The 19559-nt window shown below is 72.9% G+C and carries 20 protein-coding genes; 5 read left to right on the top strand and 15 right to left on the bottom strand.

Annotation, left to right across the window (positions count from 1 at the left end):
* Positions 1–115: 115 nt before the first annotated feature.
* A complete protein-coding gene (locus KV557_RS05050) occupies positions 116–1210 on the bottom strand; it encodes a protein kinase domain-containing protein (protein ID WP_218198442.1) in 1095 nt (364 codons plus the stop codon).
* A gap of 307 nt (positions 1211–1517) precedes the next feature.
* Here KV557_RS05050 and KV557_RS42185 point away from each other — a divergent pair, with 307 nt between their 5' ends.
* Entirely contained in the window at positions 1518–1640 is a 123-nt protein-coding gene (locus KV557_RS42185; RefSeq protein ID WP_256176941.1) for a hypothetical protein, read from the top strand.
* 9 nt (positions 1641–1649) lie between these two features.
* On the opposite strand, the gene KV557_RS05045 is transcribed toward KV557_RS42185, so the two are convergent.
* Entirely contained in the window at positions 1650–3650 is a 2001-nt protein-coding gene (locus tag KV557_RS05045) for a serine/threonine-protein kinase (RefSeq protein WP_218198441.1), read from the bottom strand.
* Between the two features lie 253 nt (positions 3651–3903).
* Between KV557_RS05045 and KV557_RS05040 the strand changes: the two genes are divergently transcribed.
* A complete protein-coding gene (locus KV557_RS05040) occupies positions 3904–4482 on the top strand; it encodes a hypothetical protein (RefSeq protein ID WP_218198433.1) in 579 nt (192 codons plus the stop codon).
* Between the two features lie 59 nt (positions 4483–4541).
* On the opposite strand, the gene KV557_RS05035 is transcribed toward KV557_RS05040, so the two are convergent.
* From KV557_RS05035 to KV557_RS05020, 4 genes are all read right to left on the bottom strand, one after another.
* Positions 4542–5669, bottom strand: a complete 1128-nt coding sequence (locus tag KV557_RS05035; protein WP_218198432.1) for a GuaB3 family IMP dehydrogenase-related protein — start codon at positions 5667–5669, stop codon at positions 4542–4544.
* A 161-nt stretch (positions 5670–5830) separates the two neighbouring features.
* Positions 5831–7333, bottom strand: a complete 1503-nt coding sequence (guaB, locus tag KV557_RS05030) for an IMP dehydrogenase (RefSeq protein ID WP_218198431.1) — start codon at positions 7331–7333, stop codon at positions 5831–5833.
* A gap of 248 nt (positions 7334–7581) precedes the next feature.
* The gene (shbA, locus tag KV557_RS05025) at positions 7582–8166 is read right to left on the bottom strand and encodes an RNA polymerase sigma factor ShbA (protein ID WP_374106596.1); all 585 of its coding nucleotides are present in this window, start codon (positions 8164–8166) and stop codon (positions 7582–7584) included.
* A gap of 503 nt (positions 8167–8669) precedes the next feature.
* Entirely contained in the window at positions 8670–9281 is a 612-nt protein-coding gene (locus KV557_RS05020; protein ID WP_014136228.1) for a response regulator transcription factor, read from the bottom strand.
* Between the two features lie 560 nt (positions 9282–9841).
* On the opposite strand from KV557_RS05020, the gene KV557_RS05015 reads away from it, so the two are divergent.
* Complete coding sequence (locus KV557_RS05015) at positions 9842–10168, top strand: WhiB family transcriptional regulator (protein WP_218198430.1); 327 nt, start codon at positions 9842–9844, stop codon at positions 10166–10168.
* A gap of 87 nt (positions 10169–10255) precedes the next feature.
* Here KV557_RS05015 and KV557_RS05010 read toward each other — a convergent pair whose 3' ends face one another.
* The 3 genes from KV557_RS05010 to groES form a co-directional block, all read right to left on the bottom strand.
* Complete coding sequence (locus KV557_RS05010; protein ID WP_218198429.1) at positions 10256–11254, bottom strand: LysR family transcriptional regulator; 999 nt, start codon at positions 11252–11254, stop codon at positions 10256–10258.
* Positions 11255–11511: 257 nt separating this feature from the next.
* Complete coding sequence (groL, locus tag KV557_RS05005) at positions 11512–13143, bottom strand: chaperonin GroEL (RefSeq protein ID WP_218198428.1); 1632 nt, start codon at positions 13141–13143, stop codon at positions 11512–11514.
* A gap of 116 nt (positions 13144–13259) precedes the next feature.
* Complete coding sequence (gene groES / locus KV557_RS05000; protein ID WP_049654366.1) at positions 13260–13565, bottom strand: co-chaperone GroES; 306 nt, start codon at positions 13563–13565, stop codon at positions 13260–13262.
* 280 nt (positions 13566–13845) lie between these two features.
* Here groES and KV557_RS04995 point away from each other — a divergent pair, with 280 nt between their 5' ends.
* Positions 13846–15012 (top strand): class I SAM-dependent methyltransferase, encoded by a 1167-nt coding sequence (locus tag KV557_RS04995; RefSeq protein ID WP_218198427.1) that lies wholly within the window; start codon positions 13846–13848, stop codon positions 15010–15012.
* Between the two features lie 37 nt (positions 15013–15049).
* Here the strand turns inward: KV557_RS04995 and KV557_RS04990 are convergent, their stop codons facing one another.
* The 5 genes from KV557_RS04990 to tsaB all read right to left on the bottom strand — a co-directional run bounded on the left by KV557_RS04990 (position 15050) and on the right by tsaB (position 18553).
* Positions 15050–15955: a polysaccharide deacetylase family protein gene (locus KV557_RS04990; RefSeq protein ID WP_218198426.1), complete on the bottom strand. Its 906-nt coding sequence runs from the start codon at positions 15953–15955 to the stop codon at positions 15050–15052.
* Between the two features lie 79 nt (positions 15956–16034).
* Positions 16035–16295, bottom strand: coding sequence for a hypothetical protein (locus KV557_RS04985; RefSeq protein WP_218198425.1), 261 nt, complete (start codon positions 16293–16295; stop codon positions 16035–16037).
* Complete coding sequence (tsaD, locus tag KV557_RS04980; protein ID WP_218198424.1) at positions 16292–17383, bottom strand: tRNA (adenosine(37)-N6)-threonylcarbamoyltransferase complex transferase subunit TsaD; 1092 nt, start codon at positions 17381–17383, stop codon at positions 16292–16294. The genes KV557_RS04985 and tsaD overlap by 4 nt, the downstream gene beginning before the upstream one ends.
* Positions 17376–17855 (bottom strand): ribosomal protein S18-alanine N-acetyltransferase, encoded by a 480-nt coding sequence (gene rimI, locus KV557_RS04975; protein WP_218198606.1) that lies wholly within the window; start codon positions 17853–17855, stop codon positions 17376–17378. Before rimI ends, tsaD begins: the two co-directional genes overlap by 8 nt.
* Positions 17856–17878: 23 nt before the next feature.
* Complete coding sequence (gene tsaB / locus KV557_RS04970; protein WP_218198423.1) at positions 17879–18553, bottom strand: tRNA (adenosine(37)-N6)-threonylcarbamoyltransferase complex dimerization subunit type 1 TsaB; 675 nt, start codon at positions 18551–18553, stop codon at positions 17879–17881.
* Between the two features lie 165 nt (positions 18554–18718).
* Here tsaB and KV557_RS04965 point away from each other — a divergent pair, with 165 nt between their 5' ends.
* Positions 18719–19285: a L,D-transpeptidase gene (locus KV557_RS04965; RefSeq protein ID WP_218198605.1), complete on the top strand. Its 567-nt coding sequence runs from the start codon at positions 18719–18721 to the stop codon at positions 19283–19285.
* A gap of 9 nt (positions 19286–19294) precedes the next feature.
* Here the strand turns inward: KV557_RS04965 and KV557_RS04960 are convergent, their stop codons facing one another.
* Positions 19295–19489, bottom strand: a complete 195-nt coding sequence (locus KV557_RS04960; RefSeq protein WP_218198618.1) for a hypothetical protein — start codon at positions 19487–19489, stop codon at positions 19295–19297.
* Positions 19490–19559: the final 70 nt, after the last annotated feature.

The following is a 19559-nucleotide window of genomic DNA, read 5'->3' as shown; positions in this document are numbered from 1 at the left end:
GGGCCTGGTGCAGACCACTGTTCGAACAAATCCCAGGCACACATTAGGCGCACCTTGCCAACGCCGGTAATCTCCCCGGCCCGCCGCACCGGCGAACGGGGTACGGCCGGGGCCGTCAGCCCGCGAACAGCACCACGGCGGCCACCCCCAGCGCCAGCAGCAGGAAGATGCCTCCGACCAGCAGCGGCCCCAGCAGGGCCGGGGGTATCAAGGGCGGCCTGCCCCCACCCGTCCGCGCCGGCCCGTCGGTCGGCGGCCCAGCCGCACCCCGGCCGCGCCGCCGCGGCCGGAACAGCACCAGCGGCCCCTCCGGCCGCACCACCAACTCCCGCGCGGCCCGCTCCTCGTCGGCCGGCTCCGGCGCGCCTGCCAGCAACTCCGCGAGCTCCCGGCGGATCGCCTCCGCGGTCGGCCGCTGCACCGGATCAGGCTGGAGCAGCCGCTCGACCAGCGGCGCCAGCGGCCCGCAGACCGCCGACGGCTCCCGCCGCCCGTCCCGGACGGCCGTCACCAGCTCCGGCACGCTCCCGCCCGGGAACGGCGAGCGCCCGGTCAGCAGCCGCTGGAGCAGCACCCCGAGCGCCCAGCAGTCGCCCGCCGGACCGCCGTCCAGCGGCCAGCGCTCCGCCACCGGGCCGACCAGGGTGGCCCGGACGTCGTACCGGCGGCGCCCGCCCGGCCCACCGAGGTCCTCGGCCAGCGCCTCCTCGGCCGCCCCGGACAGCAGCCCGCCGAGCATCGCCGCGCCGTCCTCGCAGACCAGCACCGACTCGGCGGTCAGGTTGCCGTGGCTGAGCCCGGCCTCGTGCAGCGCCCGCAGCGCGCCCGCCAGGTCCGCCGCCAGCTCGGCCGCGCGGTACGGCGGCACCGGCCCGGCCGCGGCCAGTTCGGCCAGCGACACCCCGGCGGGCCGCTCCTCGACGGTCCACAGCAGCTCGCCCTCGACGAACGCCCCGACCCCGCGCAGCAGCCGCGGGTGCCAGGCCGGCGCGGCCGAGCCGACCGCCGCGACCCGGCGGACCAGCCGGTCGGCCTGCGCCGGGACTTCGTCTTCCGGCTCGTAACCACTCGTCAGCAGCGAGGGAAGTTCCAGGGCGCGCAACAGCACCGGCTCACCGGTCACCTCGTCCACCGCGACCGCGCACAGCGGCCCGGGACGGTCCGTCAGCCGGTAACGCCCCGCCAGCACCTGCCCCGGGCCCGCTCGCATGCCTGTTCCTCTCGCTCACCGAGCAGCCTACTGAGCGGCTCCTTCACGCTCGGTCCCATGGACTGGACCGATCTGATCGACACCGCCTTCCGGGTGGCCGGCACCGGCAATCGGACGGCGCAGGCCGAGGCGCTCGCACGGTCGAGGCGACCGTGATCGACGGCGAGAAGCCGGTCGCCTCCACCGCCGGGCGGCACCCCGACCACTTCCGCAAGGGCGCGCTCATCCTCACCATCCACCGGCCGCTCTTCCTCAGGACGGCAAACCGCCGGTGCCGGTTCCGCTTTCCGCGGTCACCGACACGACCGTGACCAGGACCAAGCTCAACGGCGACGTCCTGACGGTCATCGCCCTGACCGGCTCGCACCGCTTCGAGGACGTGGTCAAGGCCGACGTGGTCGCCCGGGCCGAGGAGCGCCTGATCGGCTGACCGCCGCTGTTACGGCGCGGGCTGGAAGCTGGCGAAGGCCTGGTCCCTGGCCTGGGAGTTGGCCGGGGCGTTCCAGTCGGCGTCAGGCGTGATCCAGTAGATCGCGTATCCGTACTTGGCCGGATTCCCGGTCACGAAGCCGCGGTTGAGCGAGTGCATCTTCGGCGTGCCGTTGGTCCACTCCCAGTCCGCCGCGTTGCTCCACTGCCGGTAGTTGGTCGCCGCCAGGTTGACCCGCTGGTAGTTGGTGACCTGTGCGCGCAGATCGGGCTCGGCATCCTGCCAGTCCGCGACGGCGCTGGCGTGGGGGCTGGTGCGCCACTCGATCTTCAGGGTGCTGCCGTTGCCCTGGAAGGTCCGACGGATGCTCTCCGAGCCGGTCTGCTGGAGCCAGTCCGGCAGCACGACCGAGAAGCCGGTCGGGTCCTTGTACAGGTGGTACCCGGGCGGCACCGCGGCACCGGCGGCGGTAGGGGCCGCGCTCGGCGTGGCGGACGGGGTCGGCGTGGGCGTCGGGGTCGCCACGGGGCCGGCCACCGTGGTGGCCGGGGCCGGCGGCGGCGCGGCCGACGAGACGGCCGGAGCCGGCTCGGCCGCCGTCGAGGCCGGGGCCGAGGCCGTCGCGGTCGGCGAGGTCGCGGCAGGCGGCGCAGCGCTCGGCGTGGCGTCCGTGCTGGCCGCCACCGGCGAGGTGGCGCCCGCGCCGTGCGCGGAGCCGCTGTCCGAGCCGCCGACGGCCTTCACCACCGCGACCACCCCGGCGATCAGCAGCAGCACCAGCACCACCGTCACCACGGCCAGCCGCCGCCGGCCCTTGCGCGGGTCGGCGCCGGCCGCCTGGGTCGCGCCCATCGTCCACTCGCTGGTCACCGGCCGGAGCGGCTCGGCGGACGCGGCCGGCGTCGACGTCGACGTCGGCTCGGGAGCCGGCTCGGGGGCGGTCTCCACGACGGCCGGGGACTCCGCGTCCTTCGCCTTGCTGCCGACCCGGACGGTCCCCAGCAGCCCGGCGATGGTCCGCTTCGGGGCGCCCTCGGACGCCGCGGCCTCCGTGTCGACTTTCTTCGCGGCCTCCGGCTCCCCCTTCACGGCCTCCGGCTCCCCCTTCGCGGCCGGAGCCGCAGGGGCGGCGGGCTTCAGCGGCACCGCGTGCTCGGTCGTCGACTCGGCCTTCGCCGTGGCCTCCGCAACCACCCGCTTCAGCATCGACCGGGTCTGCGAGGCGTCCAGCCGCTCGGCCGGGTCCTTCTCCAGCAGCCCCTCGATCACCGGCAGCAGCGGCCCCGCGTTCAGCGGCGTGGCCAGCTCCTCGGTCATCACGGCCGTCAGGGTGGCCAGCGCCGACCCCCGGTCGTAGGGCGGCCGGCACTCCACCATCGCGTACAGCGTGCCGCCCAGCGACCACAGGTCGGCCGGCGGGCCGGGCTTCTGCCCGCGCGCCCGCTCCGGGGATATGTACGAGGGCGCGCCGACCAGCATGCCGGTGGAGGTGACCGAGGCGTCGCCCTCGACGCTGGCGATGCCGAAGTCGGTGAGCACCACCCGGCCGTCGTCCCCGATCAGCACGTTCGACGGCTTCACGTCCCGGTGCAGGATGCCGAGCGCGTGCGCGGCGATCAGCACGCCCAGCACGTCGAGCGCGATCTCGGCCGCCCGAGCGGGCGTCAGCGGCCCGTCCTCCTTGATGACGTCCGCCAGCGAGCGGGACTCCACCAGCTCCATGACGATCCACGGCCGGTCGTCCTCGTCGACCACGTCGAAGACGGTGACCGCCGAGTTGTGCCGGATCCGCGCGGTGGCCTTGGCCTCGCGCAGCGTCCGGACGATCAGCCGGTGCTTCTCCTCCTCCTCGACGCTGCCGTTCATCCGAAGTTCCTTGACCGCGACCACACGGCCCAGCATCTCGTCCTCGGCGCGCCAGACGGTGCCCATACCGCCGCGCCCGAGCACCGTGTCGAGCCGGTAGCGTCCGGCCAGAAGTCGGCCGGTGGAACCCTGCGCCTGGGTCATTCGGAACGTTCCCCCATGTGCTGCTGGCGGTCGAGGTGACGGCGCGTCGGCCCGGGGTCGGGCCCGAACGCCCAAGCCTCCATCATCCCCTGTCCCGGGGGCCCGCGACCACCCGGCCCCCGCCCCGGGCTCCGACGGACCGCAACGGGCCGGGCTCTCCGTGCCCGATCTGTGATCGAAAACTCGCCAAGATTAATCTCGAACACTGTTACGGTTCGGCAGCTCACCGTCTTTCCGGGGGGATTCGACACCCATGACCGCACCCACCTGGGGCACTGACGAACAGTCGGGCCGACCGCAGACCGCCCAGCACTACTCGGTGGCGCCCGCCCTGGGCGCCCCGGAGGGCTACGTCGCTCCCGGTATGCCCGGTGCCCCGGTGGCCGGATACGAACCCACCGCCGCCGGCCGTCCGGGCCCGCGACGCCGCACCGGTCTCGCCACCGCGACGGCGGTCGGTGCGATGCTGCTCGGCGCCCTCGCCTACGGCCTCGCGCCGCTGCGGGCCGAGGACAGCATCGGCTGGCTGGCCATCGCCCCGGCCGCCGCCGTCGCCTGGCCGCTCGGCCGGCTCGGCGGCCGCAGCCGGGTGCTGCCGCTGCTGGGCGCGCTGCTCGCGGCCGGCGCGCTCTTCCTCGGCCAGTTACTCCTCCAGTCCCGCGAGATCCGGTCCCAGGAGCTGCCCGAGCGGGCCGGCGCCCCGATCCGGGTCCTGCTGCACGACGCGCTGGTGCAGTGGCGCGCCGACCTCCGCCCGCTGGACCTCGCCTTCTACGGCATCGCCCTGGTCGGCGGCTTCATCCTGACCCGCCGCACCGCCACCCGGAGCTGAGCCCCGGGCAGGACGAGGCCCCCGCCGGCATTCCGGCGGGGGCCTCGGTCACGCGGGCGTCAGCGGTGGTTGAGCGCCGGGTTGACGGTCACCTCGACCCGCTGGAACTCCTTGAGCTCCGTGTAGCCGGTGGTGGCCATCGCGCGGCGCAGCGCGCCGAACAGGTTCATGGTGCCGTCGGGGGTGTGCGACGGGCCGGTGAGGATCTCCTCGGTGGTGCCGACCGTGCCGAGGTCCACCCGCTTGCCGCGCGGCAGCTCCTCGTGGACGGCCTCCATGCCCCAGTGGAAGCCCTTGCCGGGCGCGTCGGTGGCCCGGGCCAGCGCGGCGCCGATCATCACCGCGTCGGCGCCGCAGGCGACGGCCTTCGGGATGTCACCGCTGTAGCCGACGCCGCCGTCCGCGATCACGTGCACGTAGCGGCCGCCGGACTCGTCCATGTAGTCGCGGCGGGCGGCGGCCACGTCCGCGACGGCGGTGGCCATCGGCACCTGGATGCCGAGCACGTTGCGGGTGGTGTGGGCGGCGCCGCCGCCGAACCCGACCAGCACGCCGGCCGCGCCGGTGCGCATCAGGTGCAGCGCGGCGGTGTAGGTGGCGCAGCCGCCGACGATGACCGGAACGTCCAGCTCGTAGATGAACTGCTTCAGGTTGAGCGGCTCGGCGGCGCTGGAGACGTGCTCGGCCGAGACGGTGGTGCCGCGGATCACGAAGACGTCGACGCCGGCGTCCACGACGGCCTTGGAGAACTCGGCGGTGCGCTGCGGCGAGAGCGCGGCGGCGGTGACCACACCCGAGTCGCGGACCTCCTGGATCCGCTGCTTGATCAGCTCGGCGCGGATCGGCGCCGAGTAGATCTCCTGCAGGCGGCGGGTGGCGGCGGCCTCGTCCGTGATCGTGGCGATCTCGTCGAGCAGCGGCTGCGGGTCGTCGTAGCGGGTCCAGAGGCCTTCCAGGTTCAGCACGCCCAGGCCGCCGAGGCGGCCGATGGCGATCGCCTGCTGCGGCGAGACCACGCTGTCCATCGGGGCGGCCAGGAACGGCAGCTCGAAGCGGTAGGCGTCGATCTGCCAGGCGATCGAGACCTCCTTCGGGTCCCGGGTACGGCGGCTGGGGACGACGGCGATGTCGTCGAAGGAGTACGCCCGGCGGCCGCGCTTGCCTCGCCCGATCTCGATCTCAGTCACTTCGAGCCCTTCTGGTTTGTTGCTCATGCCCGCCGGGTCACCCCGGCCGCCCCCAGTATCCCGCAAGGTAGCTGCGGGTGCCCTGACGGCCCAGCCCACGGACGCACGCGAGGGGCCCGCCGCTGCTCGGCAGCGACGGGCCCCTCGGGAGTCTCAGGTGATCAGCGGGCGGAGTAGTTCGGCGCCTCGACGGTCATCTGGATGTCGTGCGGGTGGCTCTCCTTGAGGCCCGCCGAGGTGATCCGGACGAAGCGGCCCTTGCTCTCCATCTCGGCGATGGTGGCGGCGCCGACGTAGCCCATGGTCTGGCGCAGACCGCCGACCAGCTGGTACAGCACCGCGGACAGCGGGCCGCGGTACTGCACCTGGCCCTCGATGCCCTCGGCGATGAGCTTCTCGTCGGAGGTGACCTCGCCCTGGAAGTAGCGGTCCTTGGAGAAGGACCTCGCCTGGCCACGGGACTGCATGGCGCCCAGCGAGCCCATGCCGCGGTAGGACTTGTACTGCTTGCCGTTGATGAACAGCAGCTCGCCCGGGGACTCCTCGCAGCCGGCCAGCAGCGAGCCCAGCATCACGGTGTCGGCACCGGCGGCCAGCGCCTTGCCGATGTCGCCCGAGTACTGCAGGCCGCCATCGCCGATGACCGGCACGCCGGCCGCCCGGCAGGCCAGCGCGGCCTCGTAGATCGCGGTGACCTGGGGGACGCCGATGCCGGCGACCACGCGGGTGGTGCAGATGGAGCCCGGGCCGACACCGACCTTGACGCCGTCCACGCCGGCGTCGATCAGCGCCTGAGCGCCGTCGCGGGTGGCGACGTTGCCGCCGATGACGTCGATGCCGACCGCCGACTTGATCTTGGACATCCAGCTCAGCGCGTTGCTGTTGTGGCCGTGCGAGGTGTCGACGACCAGGAAGTCCACCCCGGCCTCGACCAGCGCCTGGGCGCGGTCGAAGGCCTCCGGGGAGGCGCCGACGGCGGCACCGACCAGCAGCCGGCCCTCGGCGTCCTTGGCGGCGTTCGGGTACTTCTCGGCCTTGACGAAGTCCTTGACGGTGATCAGGCCCTTGATCCGGCCCTCGTCGTCGACCAGCGGCAGCTTCTCGATCTTGTGACGGCGCAGCAGCGCAATCGCGTCCTCGCCGGAGATGCCGACCTTGCCGGTGATCAGCGGCATCGGGGTCATGATCTCGCGGACCTGGCGGCTGCGGTCCGACTCGAAGGCCATGTCGCGGTTGGTGACGATGCCGAGCAGCTTGCCCGCCTCGTCGGCGACCGGGACGCCGGAGATGCGGAACTTGGCGCACAGCGCGTCGGCCTCGGCCAGGATGGTCTCCGGGCCGACCGTGATCGGGTCGGTGACCATGCCGGACTCGGAGCGCTTCACCAGGTCGACCTGGTTGGCCTGGTCCTCGACCGACAGGTTGCGGTGCAGGACGCCGACGCCGCCCTGGCGGGCCATGGCGATGGCCATCCGCGCCTCGGTGACCTTGTCCATCGCCGCGGAGAGCAGCGGGATGTTGACGCGCACGTTCCGGGAGACCCGCGAGGAGGTGTCGACCTGGTTCGGCAGCACCTCGGAGGCCCCGGGCAGCAGCAGGACGTCATCGAACGTGAGCCCGAGCATGGCGAACTTCTCGGGTACGCCTGCGGCGTTGTAAGACATTTCGGGGGTACCTTCCGTGGCCGGCCTAATCCGCTCACGCCCTGAGGGTGCGGGCGCGTTCATCGCTCACTCGCGCAGACCGCCGAAAGCCCGGTGTTCTTGGAGGATCCTCCAGGGGAACCCCGTTCGCACCCACGAAACTTTGGCAACCCGCCCAGGCGCCGATACCCCATGGTACTGGCACCGCGAATGTGTCCTCGTGTGCCCTTGACAACACCCGCACCCCATGAGCCATTCCACGGCAGGCGTCAGGACGACTCCTCCGCGAGCGCCCGCAGCCGGCTGAGCGCCCGGTGCTGGGCCACCCGGACGGCGCCGGGCGACATCCCCAGCACCTCGCCGGTCTCCTCCGCCGACAGCCCGGCGGCCACCCGCAGCAGCACCAGCTCGCGCTGACGGGCCGGCAGGTTGGAGAGCAGTTCCTTGGCCCAGGCCGCGTCGCTGCTGAGCAGCGCCTGCTCCTCCGGGCCGAGCGCCTCGTCCGGCACCTCCGGCAGGTCGTCCTGCGGGATCACCGTCGAGCCGGGCCCGCGCATCGCGGCCCGCTGCAGATCGGCGATCTTGTGCGCGGCGATGCCGTAGACGAAGGCCTCGAAGGGCCGCCCCTGGTCCTTGTACCGGGGCAGCGCGCACAGCACGGCGACGCACACCTCCTGCGCGATGTCGTCCACGTGGTGCCGGGCACCGCCGGGCAGCCGGATCAGCCGGCCGCGGCAGTACCGCAGCGCCAGCGGGTGGACGTACGCGAGCAGCGCGTCGATGGCCGGGCCCTCACCGCGGACGGCGGCCGCGACCAGTTCGCCCACCAGCGGCGAACCGCCCGCGCCGAGCACCGGCGGGCGACCGGGGCCTGCGCCACCACCGGGAGCTGCACCGGTCTCGCCGGGAACCGCGCCGGTCTCGCCAAAATCGGCGTACGACGGATCGCGACCCGGATCGGAGGGCTCGGCCTCCACCGGGTCCGCCTGGCCGGCCGCACCGGCGACGTCGTCACGCATCGGTCCATGGTGCCTGGTCGAACGGGAAAACGCGGCACCGCGTCCGGAGTTGTGCACCGGAACGTTATGCGGTGCGGCACCGAACGGCGTGCCGCCGCGCACCACCGGCCCCTCCTGCACCGTGCCGCCTCCCGCCCCGCCGCCGTCGGTGGTCCCGTCCGTCGCGCCGTCCGCCGAGTGTCCTGCGGCTGCGTGGTTCGCCGCAGTGCCTGTCCGCTGGTCCCCGAGGTGCTCCACTACTCCATGGTGCAACCTCGGGACCGTAACGTCACACGCCCGTGCGGCGCCCGTCCAAGGAAACGCCGGCGGCGCGCCGCAGCCGGCGCCGCCGCCGGTGGTCAGCGGACCAGGCCCCAGCGGAAGCCGAGCGCCACCGCGTGCGCGCGGTCCGAGGCCCCGAGCTTCTTGAACAGGCGCCGGGCGTGGGTCTTGACGGTGTCCTCGGAGAGGAAGAGCTCGCGGCCGATCTCGGCGTTGCTGCGGCCGTGGCTCATGCCCTCCAGCACCTGGATCTCACGCGCCGTCAGGGTCGGCGCCGCGCCCATGTCGGGGCTGCGCAGCCGGCGCGGGGCGAGCCGCCACGTCGGGTCGGCGAGGGCCTGGGTGACGGTGGCCCGCAGCTCGGCGCGCGAGGCGTCCTTGTGCAGGTACCCGCGGGCGCCGGCGGCCACGGCGAGCGCGACACCGTCGAGGTCCTCGGCGACGGTGAGCATGATGATCCGCGCGCCCGGGTCGGCGGACAGCAGCCGCCGGACCGTCTCGACCCCGCCGAGGCCGGGCATCCGGACATCCATCAGTACGAGATCGGAGCGGTCGGCCACCCAGCGGCGGAGGACCTCCTCCCCGTTCGTCGCGGTGGTGACCCGGTCGACCCCGGGTACAGTCGCGACGGCGCGGCGAAGCGCCTCGCGGGCGAGCGGGGAATCGTCGCAAACGAGAACGGAAGTCATGACCGTCGTCCTCCGCAGCTGATCCGCGTCACGTTGAGCCTCCTGGCTGGTACGAACCTCTCCGACACGGCCGATCGGCGACAGAGTCCGTGCTGATCGCCTCAACTTCCCCGCGATCGTTCCCGACGTCCGGCGCCCGCTAACCGCCTCCGCACTTCCAACGACCGTCACTCGAATGAGTTACGGCCTTCAGGGCCATCTCCACCACTGTACGTGGCCAACCCGTTACCGATCAGCCGCATCGCGGTGCACACGCCGCACTTTTGTGCAGCTCGCGCGCGGTCGGCGTACGACCCGCACATCGGTGCGGAGCGTCGTGCGCCCGTCGGCCACCCGATTGCCACGCCCGCGCCCGGCGAAGTCCATGCCCACTTTGCCCGTTTTTATAGCTTTCGTATGGTCATTGACTGTTGTGCCACTCTGTGGGTGACTTGTCCATGGAGTTGCCTTAAGTCATATTTCCAGGTGTCCATACCAATGCATCGACGCCCCGCCGTGCCCGCAGCCACAGCCCGCTGGGGCCGGCCCGCGGGCCGACGAGCCTCTGAAGGGAATGAGCCATGGCAGATTTCTCCCGCCTCCCCGGTCCCAACGCGGACCTCTGGGACTGGCAGCTCTCCGCAGCATGCCGTGGCGTGGACAGCTCGCTCTTCTTCCACCCCGAGGGCGAGCGCGGGGCCGCGCGCAGTTCGCGCGAGGCCAGCGCCAAGGAGGTCTGCATGCGCTGTCCGGTGATCGCCGAGTGCGCGGCGCATGCGCTGGCGGTCCGCGAACCGTACGGCGTCTGGGGCGGGATGACGGAGGACGAACGCGAGGAGATGCTCGGGCGCTCGCGGCACCGCCTGGTGGAGGTCCCACTGGCCGCCCCGTCGGTCGCGCAGCGTTAGACCCGTACACGCGACGCGCCGTGAAGAAACGTTTCTCCTTGGCGCCTCAAGCCTTACCCGTCCGGGGTAACCCGGCGTCAGCGGGCCTCAGCGACCTTCAGCGGCGCCCGCCAACCGCTCCAGCATCAGCGCCACGGCCGGCACCTCGGCCAGATCCGGCAGCGTCAGCGCGACCACCTGGCGCACCGCCGGCGCCCCCGAGGCCGTCCGCACCGGGACCGTCGACACGCCGTCAGGGCGCACCGACTCCAGCGCCAGCCGGGGCAGCACCGCCACTCCCAGCCCGGCCGCCACCAGGCCGACCACCGCCGGGTAGTCGTCCGTCGCGAAGTCGATCCGGGGCTCGAACCCCGCCCCCGCGCACAGCTCCACCAGATGCCCCCGGCACTGCGGGCAGCCGGCGATCCACTGCTCCCCCGCCAGCCCGGCCAGCTCCACCGGCCCGCCGCGCCCCGCCAGCGGGTGTGCGGCGGGCAGCACGCCCACCAGCGGGTCGTCCAGCAGCGGTGTGACCACCAGATCGGACCAGTCGGTGCCGGCGCTCAGCTGCTGCGCCTCCAGATTGGCCTCGGCCCGCGCCTCGCGCGGCGTGCCGTGCGCGGGTGCCGACAGCACGGCGGGCCCGTCGGACTGCGGGTAGCGGAAGGCCAGTGCGATCTCGCACTCCCCGCCGCGCAGCATCGCCAGCGACTCCGGCGGCTCCGCCTCGACCAGCGACACGCGCACCCCCGGATGGCTGTCCCGCAGCCGGGCGACGGCGGGCGGCACCAGGGTGGAACTCGCGGTCGGGAAGGACACCAGCCGCACCCGTCCGGCCCGCAGCCCGGCGATCGCCGCGACCTCCTCCTCGGCGGCGGAGAGCCCGGCCAGGATCCCCGTGGCATGCTTGAGCAGCACCCGCCCGGCCTCGCTCAGCTGCATGCCCCGGCCCGAGCGGACCACCAGCGGGGTGTCCACGGACTTCTCCAGCGCCTTCATCTGCTGGCTGATGGCGGGCTGCGTACAGCCCAGCTCGCGGGCGGCCGCGGAGAAGGAGCCGGTGCGGGCGACGGCACGCAGGACGCGCAGATGGCGGGCCTCGATCATGCCTCAGTTATAAGGCAATCTTTGCCGTATGCAAAATTCTGCTGATAGTTGAACGATTAAGCACGCCCCCCGCGCCGAGCCAAAGGGGAGCGCCGGTGCCGAAAGGGAGAGAGCGAGGAGGACCGAGGAACGAGGGCCTTGGAGCGATGACCGTCGGCACCGGACCAGAGCGGACCGGAGGCGAGCGCGCGAGTAACTGCCGGAGGCCCGGCCCGCGTCCCGAGGGAGCGGACCGGGCCTCCGGTCGACGGCAGGCGTCAGTGCGAGTGGCCGTGGCCGTGCGAGTGGCCGTGACCGTTGTCGGCGGCCTCCTCCTTCTTCTCCACCACGAGGGTCTCGGTGGTGAGCAGCAGGGAGGCGATCGAGGCGGCGTTCTCCAGGGCGGAGCGGGTGACCTTGACCGGGTCGATGACGCCGGCCTTCACCAGGTCGCCGTACTCGCCGGTGGCCGCGTTGAAGCCCTGGCCGGACTCCAGCTCGGCGACCTTGGAGGTGATGACGTAGCCCTCCAGGCCGGCGTTCTGGGCGATCCAGCGCAGCGGCTCGTGCAGCGCCTTTCGGACCACGGCGACACCGGTGGCCTCGTCGCCCGACAGGCCCAGGCCGTCGTTCAGCACCTTGGCGGCGTGCACCAGGGAGGCGCCACCACCGGCGACGATGCCCTCCTCGACCGCGGCACGGGTCGCCGAGATGGCGTCCTCCAGGCGGTGCTTGCGCTCCTTCAGCTCCACCTCGGTGGCGGCGCCGACCTTGATGACGCAGACGCCGCCGGCCAGCTTGGCCAGGCGCTCCTGCAGCTTCTCGCGGTCCCAGTCGGAGTCGGTGTTGGCGATCTCGCCCTTGATCTGGGCGACGCGGCCGGCCACGGCCTCGGCGTCGCCGGCACCCTCGACGATCGTGGTCTCGTCCTTGGTGATGGTCACGCGGCGGGCGGTGCCCAGCACGTCCAGACCGGCCTGGTCGAGCTTGAGGCCGACCTCCTCGGAGATCACGGTGCCGCCGGTCAGGGTGGCCAGGTCGCCGAGGATCGCCTTGCGGCGGTCGCCGAAGCCCGGGGCCTTGACGGCGACGGCGTTGAAGATGCCGCGGATCTTGTTCAGCACCAGGGTGGACAGCGCCTCGCCGTCGACGTCCTCGGCGATGATCAGCAGCGGCCTGGAGCCACCGCCCTGCAGGATCTTCTCCAGCAGCGGGAGCAGCTCCTGGATCGAGGAGATCTTGCCCTGGTGGATCAGGATGTACGGCTCATCCAGGACCGCCTCCTGCCGCTCCGCGTCGGTGACGAAGTACGGCGACAGGTAGCCCTTGTCGAACTGCATGCCCTCGGTGAAGTCCAGCTCCACGCCGAAGGTGTTCGACTCCTCGACGGTGATGACACCGTCCTTGCCGACCTTGTCGATCGCCTCGGCGATCAGCTCGCCGACCTGGGTGTCCTGGGCGGAGAGGGACGCGACGGCGGCGACGTCGTCCTTGCCCTCGATCTCGCGGGCCACCGACAGCAGGTGCTCGGAGACGGCGGCGACGGCCTTGTCGATGCCCTTCTTCAGGGCGGCCGGGCCGGCGCCGGCGGCGACGTTGCGCAGACCCTCGTTGACCAGGGCCTGGGCCAGCACGGTGGCGGTGGTGGTGCCGTCACCCGCGACGTCGTTGGTCTTGGTGGCGACCTCCTTGACGAGCTGCGCGCCAAGGTTCTCGTACGGGTCGTCCAGCTCGACCTCGCGGGCGATGGTGACACCGTCGTTGGTGATGGTCGGGGCGCCGAACTTCTTGTCGATGACGACGTTGCGGCCCTTGGGGCCGATGGTCACCTTGACGGTGTCGGCCAGCTTGTTGACACCGCGCTCCAGCGAGCGGCGGGCGTCCTCGTCGAACTGCAGGATCTTCGCCATGTTCCCTATTCCCTCGGGGCTGCGGCCGGCCCACCGGCCGCCGAACTACGTGAACCAACGACCACGCCCCGGGCCCCTGTCACTTGGGACACGGATCCGGGGCGGGTCGGGACGCCTTACTTCTCGATGACCGCGAGCACGTCGCGGGCCGAGAGGACGAGGTACTCCTCGCCCTTGTACTTCACCTCGGTGCCGCCGTACTTCGAGTACAGGACGATGTCGCCGACGGCGAGGTCGAGCGGAAGTCGCTGGCCGTCCTCAAAGCGGCCCGGGCCGACGGCCAGGACGACGCCCTCCTGGGGCTTCTCCTTGGCGGTGTCCGGGATAACCAGGCCGGAGGCCGTGGTGGTCTCGGCGTCGAGCGGCTGGACCACGATGCGGTCCTCAAGCGGCTTGATGGCAACCTTGCTGCTGGTGGTCACGTCCGAGCTCCCCTTCGGAGATTACGGGGTTTTCTAACGGGTAAGTGGCGAACCTGCGGGCCTGCCGTCGCGGGGGTCAGACACGCGTCTTCGCGTTAGCACTCCCCTGGTGGGGAGTGCCAAGGACGACCATAGGCCCGTGTTAGCACTCAGTCAACCAGAGTGCCAACGACGCGCCCCGAGGTCTCGCACGGCGGATGGTCACCCGCACGCATGTACGACCGGGCCCGTACGACCGGTCCGCCGATCGCCGCACGCCCCGACCGGCGAGAATGGGGCCGTGGACACCGAGAACCTCCAGCCGCTGCTGACCTCCGAGGGGCAGGCCCTGCTCGCCGAACTGCGCGAGTTCACGCCCGAGGAGGAGTTGGCGCTGGCCACCCGGCTGCGGCGGGAACACCCGGCGGAGCTGGTGTCGGCGGCGTTCGGGCAGGCGCGGCTGCGGCAGCGGGCGCGGGCGAAGTTCGGGGCGGACGCCGACCTGATGTACTTCACGCCCAACGGCGTCGAGCAGTCCACGCGGCGCAGCGTGGCCGAGTGGCGGGCCGGGCGGTTCGCCGAGCTGGGCGTGCGCCGGCTGGCGGATCTGTGCTGCGGGATCGGCGGGGACGTGCTGGCGCTGGCCCGGGCCGGGATCGAGGTGCTGGCCGTCGACAAGGACCCCGCCGCCTGCGCGGCCACCGCCGCCAACGCTGCCGCGCTGGGCCTGGCCGACCTGGTCGAGGTGCGCTGCGCGGACGTCGCCGAGGTGGACGTCACCGGCTACGACGCGGTGTTCACCGACCCGGCCCGCCGCACCTCGCGCGGCCGGGTGTTCGACCCGGAGGCGTACGCCCCGCCGCTCTCCTGGGCGATCGAGGCCGGCCGCCGCACCCCGATCGGCGCGCTCAAGGTGGCGCCGGGCATCCCGCACGAGGCCGTCCCGGCGGACGCCGAGGCCGAGTGGGTCTCCGACCACGGGGACGTCAAGGAGGCGGTGCTCTGGTTCGGCACGAAGGCCGCCCGCCCGCACCGCGCCACCCTGCTGCCGCAGGGCGCGAGCCTCACCGGCGGCGACCTGCCCGACCCGGCGGCCGGGCCGGTCGGCCGCTACCTGTACGAGCCGGACGGCGCGGTGATCCGGGCCCACCTGGTGGCCGAGGTGGCCGAGCAGGTGGGCGGCCGGCTGATCGACCCGAAGATCGCCTACCTGACCTCGGACGCGCTGGTCCCCACCCCGTACGCGCACGCCTTCGAGCTGACCGACGTGCTGCCGTTCCACATCAAGAAGCTGAAGGCCCTGCTGCGCGAGCGCGGCGTCGGCACGGTGGTGATCAAGAAGCGCGGGATGGCGATCACCCCGGAGGAGCTGCGCCGTCAGCTCAAGCCCTCCGGGCCGAACACCGTCACGGTGATCCTCAGCCGCACCGACAACGGCCCGCTCATGATGCTCGGTCAGCCGGTCTGAGCGACTGCGACGACTGCCACGACTACGACTGCCACGACTACGACGCGGGCGCCTGGATGTAGTCCTCCAGCCGGGCCACCGAGAAGCCCTGCTCCTGGATCCGGGCCAGCAGCTCGCCGAACATCTCGGTCATCGCCGCGCCCTTGAGCTCCTTCGGGCCGCGGAAGTGGGCGAGGATGATGTCGCCGGGCTTCAGCTTCTTCTCCCCCTGGTACTGCATGTCGTGGATCTGCATCGACTCGCGCCAGAGCACGATCGCGCGCGGCCCGCACTGCTGCACCGCGTTGTTGAGGGTCGGGGTGTTGGCGCCGTCGCCGAACGGCGGGCGGAACAGCAGCGGCGCGGTGCCGTACTGCTGGGTGAGCGCGGACTGGTCGTCGCAGACCTCGGACTTCTGCTTCTCAGGCGGGATCTTGCTCATCACCGGGTGGTCCACGGTGTGGTTCTGGATGTGGTTGCCGAGCGCCTGGAGCGGCTTGAAGTAGCCGTAGTCGTTCTTGACGATGTCCCGGGTCAGGAACATCGAGATCGGCACCTTGAGGTCGGTCAGCATCTCGACGAACTTCGGGTCCTTCTCGGCGCCGTCGTCGATGGTGATGAAGACGACCTTGTCGTTCGTCTTCACGTCGCTGAACACCGGTACGGTGCCGGTCCGTTCGAGCTTGATGGGCTTGTCGGCGGGCGGCGCGGGGGCCGGCGCCAGCGGCTTGAGGTTCCACTTCGCCCACGCGGCGTCCCCGGCGGCCGGCGCCGCGGTGGGCGTGCCGGCCGCGGTCGACGCCGCGCCGCCGCCGGTCGGCTGGGGCGCGGCCGGGGCCGTCGTCCTGGCAGCCGGGGCGGCGGCGGCGCCGTCCCCGTTGTCGCCGCACGCGGTGGCGAAGGCCAGCAGGGCCAGCGCCCCCGCCGCGTACGCCTTGGTCCTGTTCCGTCCGTCCTGCTTCACCGCACCGCGCTCCCGGTCCCGTCCAGCCTTCTCTCAGCTATGCACGGTAGCGGCCGGGCGAGCGGTTCCCGGACAGCTCCTACTCGACGTGCTCGCTGGTGAAGGACCAGCAGTGCACCGGACGGCCGATCAGCTCGGCCGGCGGGTCGGCGACGGGCACCGGCTCACCGCTCCACCAGGTGATCAGCAGCACCCGGTCGCCGGAGGCGCCGAACAGCTCGGTGCGCTCCAGCCCGGCCGAGCCGCGCAGCGCGGGCAGCGCCACTTCCCGCACCCAGACGGCGAGTTCGGCCCCGCGGCCGTCGGCGGCGCGGGCCTCCCACATCGCGGCGACGGTCATGCGGCACCGCCGCCGAGCGCGTCGTACGCCTGGCCGTGGAAATCCGTGTGAGGCACGTGCACGTCGGTGACGGGCAGCGAGGAGTCGGCGGACAGGTCGAAGGCGGACGGCGTGCGGCCCCGCCACACCATCTCGGCGCCCAGCGCGGCCACCATCGCGCCGTTGTCGGTGCACAGGCCCGGCCGGGGCACCCGCAGCCGGATGCCGGCCCGCTCGCAGCGCTGCTGGGCCATCTCGCGCAGCCGCGAGTTGGCCGCGACCCCGCCGCCGATCATCAGGTGGTCGACGCCGTTGTCCCGGCACGCCTTGACGGCCTTGCGGGTGAGCACGTCGGTGACCGCCTCCTGGAAGGACGCCGCCACGTCGGCGATCGGCACCTCCTCGCCGGCCCGGCGCTTGGCCTCCACCCAGCGGGCGACGGCGGTCTTCAGGCCGGAGAAGGAGAAGTCGTACGCCGGGTCGTTCCTGCCGCTCAGGCCGCGCGGGAAGGCGATCGCCTTGCGGTCGCCCTCGCGGGCCGTCCGGTCGACCACCGGGCCGCCCGGGAAGCCCAGGCCGAGCACCCGGGCGACCTTGTCGAAGGCCTCGCCGGCCGCGTCGTCGATGGTGGCGCCGAGCGGGCGGACGTCGCTGGTGATGTCCTCGCTGAGCAGCAGCGAGGAGTGCCCGCCGGAGACCAGCAGCGCCATCATGGGCGACGGCAGCCGGCCGTGCTCCAGCTGGTCGACGCAGATGTGCGAGGCGAGGTGGTTGACCCCGTACAGCGGCTTGTCGAGCGCCCAGGCGTACGCCTTCGCGGCGCTGACGCCGACCAGCAGCGCGCCGGCCAGGCCGGGGCCGGCGGTGACCGCGATGCCGTCCAGGTCGCTCGCCTTGACCCCGGCGGTGTCCAGGGCCCGCTGGATGGTCGGGACCATCGCCTCCAGGTGGGCGCGGCTGGCGATCTCCGGGACGACGCCGCCGAAGCGGGCGTGGTCGTTGACGCTGGAGGCGACCGCGTCGGCCAGCAGCGTGGTGCCGCGCACGATGCCGACGCCGGTCTCGTCGCAGGAGGTCTCGATGCCGAGGACGAGCGGTTCGTCAGCCATGGCGGGTGTCCTTAAGGTCCTTCGGGTCAGTGCTCGGGTGGTCGAGGCGCATCACCAGCGCGTCGACGTTGGCGGGCTGGTAGTAGCCGCGCCGGATGCCCACCGGCTCGAAGCCGAAGCGCTCGTACAGCCGCTGGGCGCGCGGGTTGTCCACCCGGACCTCCAGCAGCAGTTCGGCGCAGCCGCGCCGGGCGGCCTCCCGGATCAGGTCGGTGAGCAGCGCCGCGCCGAGGCCGGCGCCCTGGTGGCGCTCGTCGACGGCGATGGTCTGGACGTCGCCCTCGCCGGCGATCGACATCAGTCCGGCGTAGCCGACGATCGTGCCGTCCGCGGTGGTGGCGACGCTGTAGTGGCGGGTGCCGCCGGGGTGGGTCTCGGCCAGCTCGGACCAGTACATCCCGGTGGACCAGGCGTCCTCGGGAAAGAGCCGCAGCTCCAGTTCCATCACCGGCGCGATGTCCCACCAGCGCATCGGGCGCAGGGTGGTGCCGTGGTTCACGCCGGGAGCACCGCCTTGCCGCCTAGAACGGTCTTATAGGCGGCGGGAACCTGGGCGTCGGGGCGGCGCAGGTAGAGCGGCACGTTCCGCAGCAGCTCGCGGCCGGCGGCCAGCTCGGCGGCGGCGAAGCCGGCCAGGGCGCCGGCCGAGACGTGCTCGGGGCCGTGCGCGCCCGGGAAGGCGTCGGGGTAGAGCAGCGCGCCGGCGCCGACCGCGCGGGGCTGCGGCGTCAGCTCGGCCGGGCGGTCCACGGCGGGGCCCTCGGTGCGGCGGCCCTCGGCGTCGTACGAGGCCCAGTAGACCTCCTTGCGGCGCGCGTCGGTGGCGACCGTGAACGGCTGCCCGGCCAGGCCCTCGGCGCGGGCCTGGAAGGCGATCGCGTCCAGGGTGCAGACGCCGTGCACCGGCAGGCCGAGCGCGTGCCCGAGCGCGGCGGCGGTCACCAGGCCGACCCGCAGGCCGGTGTACGGGCCCGGGCCAACGCCGACCGCGATGCCGGTGAGCTGGTGCTTGTCGACCCCGGCCGTCCGCAGCACCCGGTCGATGGCGGGCAGGAGCAGTTCGCCGTGGCGCCGGGCGTCGACCTGGTCGGTCTCGGCGAGGACGGCCGTGCCGTCGTGGACGGCGGCGGTGACGGCGGGGGTAGCGGTGTCGAACGCGAGCAGCAGCACGGGGTCAAGGTTAGACCGACGTTGGGCCGACCGGCCGATCGAGCCGATCGAGAAGACGTCCTGGTCCGGAACACACGTCCGACGCGCTGCGGACCGGCCGGGCGGACCTGGCACGATAAGGGCCGTACGGTTGTGGACGGCGGCGGGAGCGGGCACGTGTCGAAGATGGGTCCTGGAGTGGTGGTCACGGGGCTGACCCTGGGGGCCCTGGCGGTGGTGAGCCTGCTGGCCTTCCAGGCGAACGGCGCGCAGGACCGCGCGGGCGGAGCCCGTCCGACCCCCTCGGCGACGTCGAGCGGGCCGGCCGCCTCCGCGGCGCCGAGCGCGTCCGCGACCCCGACCGTCCCGGCGCTGCCCACCACCTCGGGCAGCGGCACGCGGGTCGTCTACTCCGTCGGCAGCCACTACGTCTGGCTGGTCGACCCGAAGAAGAACCCGCAGGTGGTGGCCGCCTACCCGGTCACGCCGGGCTCGGTGGAGCCGACCCCGGGCAGCTACCCCGTGTACAGCCGGACGCCGAGCACCACGGGGACGGACGGCCGGCAGATCGAGCACGTGGTGCGCTTCGCGCAGCAGAACGGCGTGGTGTTCGGCTTCAGCGCGGCTCTGGACGGCGCGACCCCGACCACCGACCCGAAGGCCAAGACCGGCGGCATCCGCAGCTCCCGCCAGGACGGGCAGCTGCTCTGGGACTTCGCGCCGAACGGCACCAGGGTGATCGTGGTCGCCTGAGCGGGCGCGTCACGCGGCGCGGGGCGTGCCGGTCTCCGCGTCGTCGGCCGGCCGGGGCTCCGGTTCGGGCGGGGTGGACACCGCCTCGGCGGCGGCACACGCGGCCAGCAGGGCCCGCATCGGCTCACCCGGAGCGCAGCGGGCGGACTCTCCGGCTCCGGTGCCGCGCACGGCGCGCTCCGGGGCGGGGGTGGGGCTCGACATGGCGCCTCCCTAGTTAGGCAGACCTAACCGCAACACCCATCCCATCACGCCCGGTACCCCGCCCGCAACA

This window comes from Kitasatospora aureofaciens (assembly GCF_019192735.1).
Classification (GTDB): domain Bacteria; phylum Actinomycetota; class Actinomycetes; order Streptomycetales; family Streptomycetaceae; genus Kitasatospora; species Kitasatospora aureofaciens_A.
The sequence above is the reverse complement of the archived record's forward strand: the minus strand, read 5'-3'. Positions and strand labels throughout refer to the sequence as shown.